Below are 10,691 nucleotides of genomic sequence, written 5' to 3'. Positions count from 1 at the left end.
GCTTTTTGGGGATCTTTTTCACCAGGTAATTCGATAATGATACGTTTTTTACCTTCTCGTTGAATGATAGGCTCAGTTAAACCCATTTCATTAATACGACGGCCTAAGATTTGAATAACCCGTTCTACTGCATCATCTGTAACCACGTTAGGGCCAGAATCTTGCGCTTCTAATACAATGTGAGTACCACCTTGTAAATCCAACCCTTGTTTAATGGAGTTAGCAAGTGGTCCAATGAGCCAAATAAATAGGCCTAAAATCACTGCTACTACGCCGAAAAAGCGTAAAGCTGCTTTTGTGTTCAATGGATTCCCTCCTATTCTTTATAACAATGGATACTCTCTGATGGTGTCACAATGGTATGCATCCACTCATCATGAGGTGCCATGGGTAACATTTCTTCTGAAATTTGATTATCCCAGGCTATACCGATTCGGTTCTCTACAGCAATCTGTTGTAAGTATCGGTCATAATATCCAGCTCCCATTCCCATGCGGCCCCCTCTACGATCAAAGGCTAGACCAGGAACGAGAATACAATCCAATGTTTGAGGTTCTACAACTACATACGGTTCTTTGGGAATCCGTATTCCCAAAGCTCCTCTATCAAGGTCCTTTAAACTCTGTATGCGAACTCCTACCATATCTGTCTTCGTCACACACACAGGCACATATACATACTTACCCTGTTGCAATGCTTCTGTAATAAACATATCTACATTGGCTTCTTTAGGCATAGCCAAGTACGCCATAATATGCTCTGCATCAGATATTGTAGGAATAGACCAAAGTCGATCATCTAATTGTTGAGACCAAATTGTAACCTCTTGGACTTGTACATTGCGACGACGTTCTAAAAACTTCTTACGCAATGCCGTTTTATCCATTACTTCTGTTCCTTTCCAAGAACTTGAGCTATGGCTGTACGAGCAAATTTCATTTCCACTTTTTCAGACACTTGTAACACTAATGTATCTTCTGTTAAGGAAACAATTTCACCATAAATACCACCAACAGTCAATACTTTTTGACCTTTTTTAAGGCTGTTCAATAACACTTGACGTTGTTTTTGTTGTTTCTTTTGCGGACGATATAACAAGAAGTAGAAAATCACGACCATAATCAACAATGGTAAAATCGCTTGCCCTGTTTGTCCTTGGAAAAATTCTAAGAAATCCATAAGTCCTCCTATTTAGTAAAATACTGCCAGAACTCTTCGCGGAATGCTACAAAGCGATCCTCTAGGATAGCTTTACGCATTTGACGCATAAATTCTAGTAAGAAATATAAATTATGATACGACACCAATCGGAAAGCCAAAATTTCTTCTGCCTTATATAGATGTCGAATATAAGCTCTTGAATAGTTTTGGCACGCATAACAGCCGCAACCTTCTTCAATCGGACCCCAGTCACGCATGAAAGAAGCATTGCGTAAATTCAATCGCCCTTTCCATGTCATGGCCATGCCATTCCTCGCTACTCGTGTTGGATATACACAGTCAAACATATCTACTCCACGAGCTACCCCTTCCACTAAGCAGTCAGCAGTACCAACACCCATCAAATAACGAGCTTTATTGGTAGGCAACAATGGTGTTGTATATTCTAGTACTTCATACATCAAATCATGTGGTTCCCCTACCGAAAGGCCACCAATGCTATACCCTTCAAAGTCCATATCCACTAACTCTTTAGCACTTCTTTCACGAAGGTCTTTATACATACCACCTTGAACGATACCAAACATGCCTTGATTCTTAGAACGACGTGCTTCTTGGCAACGTTCTGCCCAACGTGTGGTCCGTGCTGTTGATGCATCAGCATATCGATGATCCGCAGGATATGGAATACACTCATCGAATGCCATCATAATATCAGAACCTAATTGTTCTTGTACCTTAGTGGCCACTTCAGGAGAGAGAAATTTTTTCGACCCATCTAAATGGGATCTAAAATTAACTCCTTCTTCAGTAATCTTGCGCAGCTTTCCTAAACTGAACACTTGGAACCCGCCACTATCAGTTAAGATGGCTTGGTCCCAGTTCATGAACTTATGCAATCCGCCCGCTTCTTCCACTAGGTCAGCGCCTGGGCGCAAGAATAAATGATAGGTATTACTCAAGATAACTTGAGAACCCATCGCTTTCAGCTCCTCTGGGGCCAATGTTTTTACCGTTGCCTGTGTCCCTACGGGCATAAACATCGGTGTTTCATAGGTTCCATGAGGAGTATGCAATAACCCTGCCCGTGCACCTGTGTGGGGACATTGTTTTTGCAATTCATATCTAATCGCCATATACACACTCCTTTATTACTTCTGTATTATAACACAACTTTCAACTTATCGAATGAACATTGCATCACCAAAGCTAAAAAATCTATATTTTTCACGTACCGCCTCTTCATAGGCCTCTAGACAATGCTCTCTACCAGCTAAGGCACTAATCAGCATGAGTAAGGTAGACTGTGGCAGATGAAAGTTAGTGATCAACGCATCTACCATCTTGTACTCATAGCCAGGATAAATAAAGATTTGAGTCCAATCAGACCCACTCCTTACATGACCTACCTCGGTCGCTGCTGATTCTAATGTACGCACCGATGTAGTTCCTACGGCAATCACTCTTCGTCCTTCCGCTTTGGCACGATTCACCAGCTCTGCAGTTTCTTCTGACACGTGATAAAACTCTTTATGCATATCATGGTCTTCAATGGATTCTGCCGACACAGGGCGGAATGTACCTAACCCTACATGCAATGTAACAAATCCAACTTGTACCCCTTTGCGCTGAATTTCATCCAATAATTCCGGTGTAAAATGTAAGCCTGCTGTGGGGGCTGCTGCGGATCCTTTTTCTTTGGCATATACCGTTTGGTATCTATCTTTGTCTTCTAGTTTTTCATGGATATACGGAGGCAATGGCATTTCACCAATATCATTAATAATCTCATCAAAATTACCGTTCGGCTTAAATTGAATCAGTCGACCGCCAAAATCTGTATGGTCTATAACCTCAGCCTCTAGATTAGGACCAAAGGATAAGAGTTGTCCCTTTAGACATTTTTTCCCTGGCTTTACCAGACACTCCCAAAGATGTTCTCCTTTGGGCGTTAACAGTAGTACTTCTACCTTACCACCTGTCCCTTTACGTTCTCCATACAAACGAGCAGGGATAACCTTAGTGTTATTAAAGATTAACACATCCCCTTCAGATAGTTCATCTAGTATGGAGTGAAAGGATGCTTTATGGCATATCTCTCCACTTACCTTGTCTAAGGTCATCAATCGCGACGTATCCCGTGGTTCTACCGGATGTTGTGCAATGAGTTCCTCAGGTAAATCATAATTAAAATCAGATACTTTCATACTATTCCTCATTAATTGTACAGTTTCGTAAGTGCCGTACCTTGGTAATAATGTTGTAAAATCACTTTATAATAATCAGGCTGACTTGCCTCTTTTCGGCTAGCCATTTCCGCCGCTCCCCACTGTGAAAGTCCCAAACCATGTCCCCAACCATATCCATGAATTGTCACAGTCTGATTCGCTTTACTAAACGTATGGTTAGCTTTTACAGAAGACCCCTGAATCCGACTCGGCGGTGTTTGTCCTACATAAAAATCAAATAAGGTGGACTTTAAGCCAAATATCCCTTGCACCTGTTCTCCTGTAAGCGATATAGAGCCCTTTTCACCTACAAATTTCATTGTTTTTACACGTCCTGAAACCCCTCGATCTTGTACTTTCATAGGTCGATCTGCCAATGGAGATAATTCAATTTTCTGTAAGTACCCTACCGATTTGCTAGCTGCTGCTAATTTTTGTTCTATACTTTGACGGCTGGTAATGACATTCCATACGGTTGTACCCTCATGATTCGAGTAATCTTGCACCCCTTTTAAGTAGGGCAAATCATTACCCCATAGGTTCACGCTATCCTCTGTATAGCCACCTCCATCGGAATGAAAAAGAGCATTAATCGGTTGGCCCTGATACGTGAGAACCATGCCATGTGTACGCTTTACCGCTGTATTTGTGCTTACAAACTCACTACTTTTCCCTCCATATACTTGGTCAGCTGTAGTAGTTCCAATATCATACATACTATTTTGTTTGCTCTTCATGGAGTGCAAGGCATAGGTCCTAGCTGCCACTGCTTGTGCTTCTAAGGCCGGCGTAGGCCAACTAGGTACCACTTCTTCTGGTACTACACCTTGTACATATTGTTCTAACCCCAGTACATTAATAACACTCATGGATCCTGATGTATTAGCATGTACTGTCACAGCACCTCGATAGGTTTTTCCTAATGTTTGCAATTCAGATCCATATCTACCTTGTGTATTTTGAATAGTAATTGACTTATCAATACTATGTCCATTTATATGTACTGAACCGCCTCCACTCGAAACTATCACAGTCTGATTTTCTTTGATAGTTTGCACTTGATGTCCACGGCTATCTAGAACAACCATAGGCATAGCACTACTAATGGAAAAAGATTGTGATCTATGCCCAAGCAACACTCGTATCACAGGCTCTCCACTAGAACCTTTCTTGACCTCTTGTACAACATTAGATACTCTTGCTTGTTTGTCAGTATTTTCTTGCACTCTGATTGTCTCTTGAGGTGTTGTTTTCGTCGCTTTCGTCACTTTAGTAGCAGGCTTAAAAACCACCCGTTTTGATGCTGCCGAATCTTTTCTTTCATTCGGTTTCACAAAAGTAGCTTTCACTGTTGTACGTTTCGGCACTTCCTTTTGCGATGCTGCTGCGCCTACAAAAGGTGCACTTCCTAATACAGCTGTTATAACCGCTATCGCCACATAGCGATATCCTACCTTTCTCATGCATCCACCTTTCTAGGGATTCCCAAGTGGTCATAGGCAGCAGGAGTGACGATACGTCCACGATTTGTGCGCGCCAACAAACCAAGTTGCATCAAATATGGTTCATACACATCTTCAACACTTTCACGTTCCTCACTCACGGAGGCTGCAATCGTATCCACCCCTACAGGCCCACCATCGAATTTTTCAATGATAGTGCTTAAAATGCGTCTATCTATACGATCTAGACCTAGCTTATCAATATCTAATCGCTGTAAGGCCTGATCTGCAATTTCTTTTGTAATCACACCATCACCCAATACTTGTGCTACATCACGGACACGTTTCAACAAGCGATTCGCGATACGAGGGGTTCCTCTAGAACGACGAGCGATTTCACTAGCTCCTTCTGGATCCATATGAATATCTAAAATATCAGCAGAACGGCTCACAATAAACTCTAGCTCATTTTGCTTGTAATATTCTAAACGGCTAATCACACCAAAGCGATCACGTAGCGGTGCCGCCAAAGATCCTGCTCGTGTTGTGGCACCAATCAGCGTGAATTTAGGCAATTCAATGCGCACCGATCTAGCACTCGGACCTTTACCAATAATGATATCTAAAGCATAATCTTCCATAGCAGAATATAGCACTTCTTCTACAGAGCGAGATAAACGATGGATTTCATCGATAAACAGTACATCTCCCGGCTGCAAATTACTCAATAAAGCTGCCAAATCGCCAGCTCGTTCTATGGCTGGTCCAGAGGTAACTCGGAAGTTTACGCCCAATTCATTAGCAACGATTCCTGCCAAGGTGGTTTTCCCTAACCCTGGAGGTCCATAGAGTAAGACATGGTCCAAAGTATCTCCTCGCAGCTTGGCCGCTTCAATAAAAATATGAAGATTCTCCTTTGCCTGTGTTTGTCCAATATATTCTTTTAAATAGCGAGGACGAAGACTAAATTGCCAATTGTCTTCCTCCCGTTCTTGCATGGTTACAATTCGATTTTCTTGATCCATTCTTATCGCCCTTTACCCAATGCCGCTAATACTTGTTTTAATAAGACTGCTACTTCTTGTGTGCCATCGTAAACTTCTTGGATTACCGGCTGCACTTCTTGTGCGCTGTATCCTAATGCCATAAGTGCTTCTAGCACTTCTTCGGTAGTACCTACAGGCACTTGTTCTACTGGTGAAATTCTTCCCGTTGGTGTGAAAGTTCCTGCAATACCGAGGCTTTCAATTTTATCTTTTAACTCTAGCACCAATCGCTCTGCTGATTTTTTACCAATACCAGGCAATTTCTGAAGACCTTTTGTATCACCACTAATGATGAGTCCTACAAAATGTTCTGGACTTATGGCCGATAAAATGCCAAGACCCAATTTAGGTCCCACTCCTGATACGGAGATGAGCAGTAAAAACAACTCATAATCTTCCATCGTCAAAAAGCCATATAACTGAATAGCATCTTCACGAACATTAGTATACGTGAATAAACAAGTTTCTTCACCTACTTGCAACTGACTTTGCACTGAACTAGGTACGTACACACGATAGCCCACATCATGGACATTCACGTACACCGAATCTAGCAATCGATGGGTGACAACCCCTTTTATATATGCAATCATAAACTCCTCACAATTGTAAAATTTGCTTCAATGTATCTGTATGGGAACTATGGGCTGTACATATAGCAATCGCTAAGGCATCAGCCGCATCATCAGGCTTAATTTTTTCACGAATCCCCAATAAGTTCATTGTCATATACGTGACCTGCTCTTTTGTAGCTTTTCCATAGCCCACCACAGATTGTTTCACCTGCAATGGTGTATATTCGTAAATTGGTAAGTCTTGTTGACTCGCCGCCAATAAGGTAACACCTCTTGCTTGTGCTACGCCGATACCCGTCGTTACATTGCGGGCAAAGTACAATTTTTCTATACCAAACTTTTGAGGGCGAAATTCTTCTAAAATATCGCTTAGTTCATTAAATATAATTTCTAACCGGCTTGCTTCTGGCGTTTTTGCCTCTGTGGTTATCACTCCATAGGTAACAGGTTTTAAAGAGCTTCCTATGACATCGATGATACCATATCCACAAATCGCATAGCCTGGATCTATTCCAATAATTCGCACGCTATAACCTCTGATTTCTTTTCATTGTTCCAATCATTTAATTATAGCAAATTTATAGAACATCTGCACCTATAGTATCCCTTTTTCTAATAAGCTTACATAGATGCCATCACCAATAATGATATGATCCAACACAGGGATACCCATCACTTCTCCAGCTCTAGCAAATATTTTAGTCACCCGTACATCATCACTACTCTCGGTAGGATCTCCTGATGGGTGATTATGCATCAAAATAATAGCCGCCGCATTGGCATCGATAGCTTGACGGAATACTGCTCGTTGCTCCGCCGTACTACTAGTTAACCCTCCTTTAGAAATCAGAACAGGCTTAATCAATTTATTTTTTACCGTCAATAATAAGACATAAAAGTGTTCTTCTGTTTTATGACGAAGACGTTCCATCATGTAATTAGCTGCCGCCTCCGGAGTGCTAAAATCTTCCCAATCTCGTTTCACTTTCATCTGTCCTAGACGTCTGCCCAGTTCGATAGCCGCACAAATAGTCACCGCCTTGTCTTGCCCAATGCCATCAATTTCTCGCAAAGCATCTATCGTAACATTGTTCAAGCCTCCTACCAATCCTTCCATGCGTTTCACCACTTCATGAGCCACTTCTAAGACGGTGGAACCTTTGCATCCTGTACGCAATAAAATGGCTAATAATTCTTCCAATTCTAACGCTTCAGCTCCTAAGGCAATGAATTTTTCTCGTGGCATTTGATATGATTGTAAATCCAACATAATTCCTCCAACATTTGAAAGTACATCCTTTAGCCCTATAAACGACAACACGCCACACTCCAAAGAGTGTGACGCATCACTATGTACCCATCGTGGGCACTTATATATCTTTCTTTATACTATAAATTCGCTATAGATTAGGAAAATCCTTTTATTTTGTTCAAACTTTATCCAACTTCTCCCACAGATTCCACCTCAGTCGAGGTCTAATGATAACAATCTGCTTAGGGTAAACTCCCTTTCTAACCTATACTAAGAAAAGCTTATTCTTTCACATCCTCTGCACCCGCTTGACCTTGCCCATATACATTGGCTGCATAGATCGCAAAATCTTCTCCATGTTTGAAAGCATCTTCTCTTAGATACGCATGAAAGACAACTTGGTCTTCTTTCACCTGTATCAAATTCGGTACATGCTGCGCTAAAACATCAAACAACTCTTGTTCTGCTTTTAATAACACACGGCCATGTTTTAACTTTTTCCCTTCTACCACTGAGTAAGCTAAGGCCCATACAGGGCGATCATCAGTGGACGATAATTTACGATATTTATAGCGAAATTTCAATGGGGGCATCATCGATTGTTTAAATTGGTAGACCCCGTTGATCATTGTATAAGGAATGATCATTCGTTTCTTTCCTAATAAGCCTACCTCATCAATGATGAGATCCGATTCGGTCAACCTAAATGTATAGGTCCCCACTGCCTGCGATACAAGGACAAATAGAATCATTCCTTCTATTAATATTTCCGCTAAGGCTATACTACCTAACTCCACATAGCGCCATACACTATATGCCAACGCACCCAATGCTATCACAATAAATACAGTAACTAATGCAATGCCAGCTTTGGATCGTTTCGATTGTTCTTGATATTGTATAGACATGATCTCATCCTTTCATCAACAGTATCATCATCCTACTGTTAGAATAACAACCGATGAAAGCATTTGTCAACAAAAAAAGAGCCCCTCATAGAGGGGACTCTTTCACAAGTAATCAAAGATTACCAGTTTTTCATCACTAATGGAGCTGTAATACGTTTTGTATCACGAGCGATCATGATTTCTTCATTTGTAGGGATTGCAAAGATTTTAACTTTGGAACCTTCTGCACTGATTTCCGCTTCTTTACCACGAACATTGTTGCGTTCAGGGTCAATACGAGTACCTAAGTATTCTAAACCATTGCAGATTGCGTCACGGTTGCCAATACCATTTTCACCGATACCAGCTGTGAATACGATAGCATCAACGCCACCCATAACAGCCACGTAAGCACCGATTGTAGCACGTACTTTGTAATGGAACATATCCAATGCTAATTGCGCACGTTTATTGCCTTCTTCAGCAGCTTCTTCGATAACGCGGAAGTCATTGGAAACGCCAGAAATACCAAATACACCAGATTTTTTATTCATGATAGCATCGATTTCATGGTATGTCATATCCCATTTTTCCATCAAGTAAGGTACGATAGCTGGGTCAATATCACCACAACGAGTACCCATGATTAAACCGGACAATGGAGTGAAACCCATGGAAGTATCGATGGAACGACCACCTTTGATTGCAGTAACAGAAGAACCATTACCTAAGTGACAGGATACGATACGAAGATCGGACATGTGTTTACCCATCAATTCAGCTACACGTTGTGCCACATATTTGTGGGAAGTACCATGGAAACCATAACGGCGAACACCTAAATCAGTGTATGCTTCGTATGGAAGACCATATAAGAATGCCTCAGCTGGCATTGTTTGATGGAATGCTGTATCAAATACACCAACTTGTGGTACATTTGGCATAATTTTTTGGCATGCTTCGATACCTTGGATATTTGGAGGATTGTGAAGTGGAGCGATTTTTGCGCATTCTTCCAAAGCTTCCATCACTGCTGGTGTAATTAATACGGAATCAGCAAATTTTTCAGCACCATGTACTACACGATGACCTACAGCGTCGATTTCATCCATGGAACCAATCACGCCATGTTCTGGATCAACTAAAATATCCAATAAGACTTGTAACGCCACTTTGTGGTCAGCTACTGGTTCGATGCGTTCTAATTTTTCAGCATCTGGACGGCGATGAGTGAAAATAGCATCATCGGAACCGATTTTTTCAAATTGACCTTTCGCCAATACAACTTCATGCTCCATATCAATTAATTGATACTTCAAGGAGGAGCTACCGCAGTTTACAACTAAAACGTTCATGTCTTATCCCTCTTTCTTAGTAACTTGAATGTGCCCATTCACACGTTGATTGATTTCTTCTCCTTGTGGGGAACTATCACTGTATGAATAGCGTATATTCCACAGTACACCTTTATTAATGAAAGTATACTGAGTAAACCTAATTTTTTGTCCATTAGCACCTGCTAGCATCGTAGATTTCACAGCCTGTACGCCGTCCACCTGCACTTGCTCTTGGTCCCATGGTATATTAGCACCCGTTTGGCCTAATTCTTTCACCAAAGCTTGTTGTCCTAATTTTGCGCCCTCTTCTAGTGTTGGCAATGGTGCTCCTGTAGAAGCCTGTGTAGCACTCACATAGACACCATAATTTTTATCTAGTCCTGCATAGATGGTCAAAGGTTGTCCCTTTTCATTAGCTGTAATTCTATCCAACTGACCGAAGTCAAAAGGAGAATCCACAATCACTTCAGATTGACCTACATTGATGACTTTCTGACCAAAACTATAGGTATCGATGGCTTGTTGACTACCACAGCCACCCAAGAACAACACCATCCCTAAACCAAGGGCTATGATATATTGTTTCATATAATTACCTCTAATAGACACATTTTCTACACCCAATTATAACATTAAATTCACGTTTTTTTCTACCCTTTTTTACGACTTCTTCCATGCATAGCACTTCTATCGCATATAACTATTGCGCATATCAATCAAATAGATAGTCTGTTATACTATACATAAGAGGAGGTACTAAACC

Annotated in this window: 13 protein-coding genes (1 of these 13 only partly in view); all 13 read right to left on the bottom strand. The window is 41.2% G+C overall.

All coding sequences use genetic code 11. The annotated features are described in order from the left end of the window. Window positions 1-305: the start of a protein translocase subunit SecD gene (gene secD / locus HMPREF9200_RS03490; RefSeq protein WP_009353262.1), read on the bottom strand. The gene continues 958 nt to the left of window position 1, outside the view; only the first 305 of its 1,263 coding nucleotides appear in the window; the start codon lies at window positions 303-305; its stop codon lies beyond the left edge, outside the window. Window positions 306-316: 11 nt separating this feature from the next. Next, complete coding sequence (locus HMPREF9200_RS03485) at window positions 317-886, bottom strand: 5-formyltetrahydrofolate cyclo-ligase (protein WP_009353442.1); 570 nt, start codon at window positions 884-886, stop codon at window positions 317-319. Further along, window positions 886-1,179, bottom strand: a complete 294-nt coding sequence (gene yajC, locus HMPREF9200_RS03480) for a preprotein translocase subunit YajC (RefSeq protein WP_009353379.1) — start codon at window positions 1,177-1,179, stop codon at window positions 886-888. The genes HMPREF9200_RS03485 and yajC overlap by 1 nt, the downstream gene beginning before the upstream one ends. Before the next feature lie 8 nt (window positions 1,180-1,187). Beyond that, the gene (gene tgt, locus HMPREF9200_RS03475; RefSeq protein WP_009353303.1) at window positions 1,188-2,297 is read right to left on the bottom strand and encodes a tRNA guanosine(34) transglycosylase Tgt; all 1,110 of its coding nucleotides are present in this window, start codon (window positions 2,295-2,297) and stop codon (window positions 1,188-1,190) included. A 45-nt stretch (window positions 2,298-2,342) separates the two neighbouring features. Then, complete coding sequence (gene queA / locus HMPREF9200_RS03470) at window positions 2,343-3,368, bottom strand: tRNA preQ1(34) S-adenosylmethionine ribosyltransferase-isomerase QueA (RefSeq protein ID WP_009353312.1); 1,026 nt, start codon at window positions 3,366-3,368, stop codon at window positions 2,343-2,345. A gap of 11 nt (window positions 3,369-3,379) precedes the next feature. Then, window positions 3,380-4,852: a SpoIID/LytB domain-containing protein gene (locus HMPREF9200_RS03465; protein ID WP_009353439.1), complete on the bottom strand. Its 1,473-nt coding sequence runs from the start codon at window positions 4,850-4,852 to the stop codon at window positions 3,380-3,382. Next, a complete protein-coding gene (ruvB, locus tag HMPREF9200_RS03460) occupies window positions 4,849-5,856 on the bottom strand; it encodes a Holliday junction branch migration DNA helicase RuvB (RefSeq protein WP_009353399.1) in 1,008 nt (335 codons plus the stop codon). Before ruvB ends, HMPREF9200_RS03465 begins: the two co-directional genes overlap by 4 nt. Window positions 5,857-5,858: 2 nt before the next feature. Then, a complete protein-coding gene (gene ruvA / locus HMPREF9200_RS03455) occupies window positions 5,859-6,470 on the bottom strand; it encodes a Holliday junction branch migration protein RuvA (RefSeq protein ID WP_009353327.1) in 612 nt (203 codons plus the stop codon). A gap of 7 nt (window positions 6,471-6,477) precedes the next feature. Beyond that, window positions 6,478-6,978, bottom strand: coding sequence for a crossover junction endodeoxyribonuclease RuvC (gene ruvC / locus HMPREF9200_RS03450; RefSeq protein ID WP_009353415.1), 501 nt, complete (start codon window positions 6,976-6,978; stop codon window positions 6,478-6,480). Between the two features lie 69 nt (window positions 6,979-7,047). After that, window positions 7,048-7,722 (bottom strand): DNA repair protein RadC, encoded by a 675-nt coding sequence (radC, locus tag HMPREF9200_RS03445; protein ID WP_009353338.1) that lies wholly within the window; start codon window positions 7,720-7,722, stop codon window positions 7,048-7,050. Between the two features lie 263 nt (window positions 7,723-7,985). Further along, window positions 7,986-8,612, bottom strand: coding sequence for a hypothetical protein (locus tag HMPREF9200_RS03440; protein WP_009353277.1), 627 nt, complete (start codon window positions 8,610-8,612; stop codon window positions 7,986-7,988). A 119-nt stretch (window positions 8,613-8,731) separates the two neighbouring features. Further along, on the bottom strand, window positions 8,732-9,946 hold the full coding sequence (locus HMPREF9200_RS03435; protein WP_009353440.1) for an acetate/propionate family kinase: 1,215 nt from the start codon (window positions 9,944-9,946) through the stop codon (window positions 8,732-8,734). A gap of 3 nt (window positions 9,947-9,949) precedes the next feature. Then, window positions 9,950-10,516 (bottom strand): hypothetical protein, encoded by a 567-nt coding sequence (locus tag HMPREF9200_RS03430; RefSeq protein ID WP_009353283.1) that lies wholly within the window; start codon window positions 10,514-10,516, stop codon window positions 9,950-9,952. Between the last annotated feature and the right edge of the window lie 175 nt (window positions 10,517-10,691).

Source organism: Veillonella sp. oral taxon 780 str. F0422, from assembly GCF_000221605.1.
Lineage (GTDB): Bacteria > Bacillota > Negativicutes > Veillonellales > Veillonellaceae > F0422.
The sequence above is the reverse complement of the archived record's forward strand: the minus strand, read 5'-3'. Positions and strand labels throughout refer to the sequence as shown.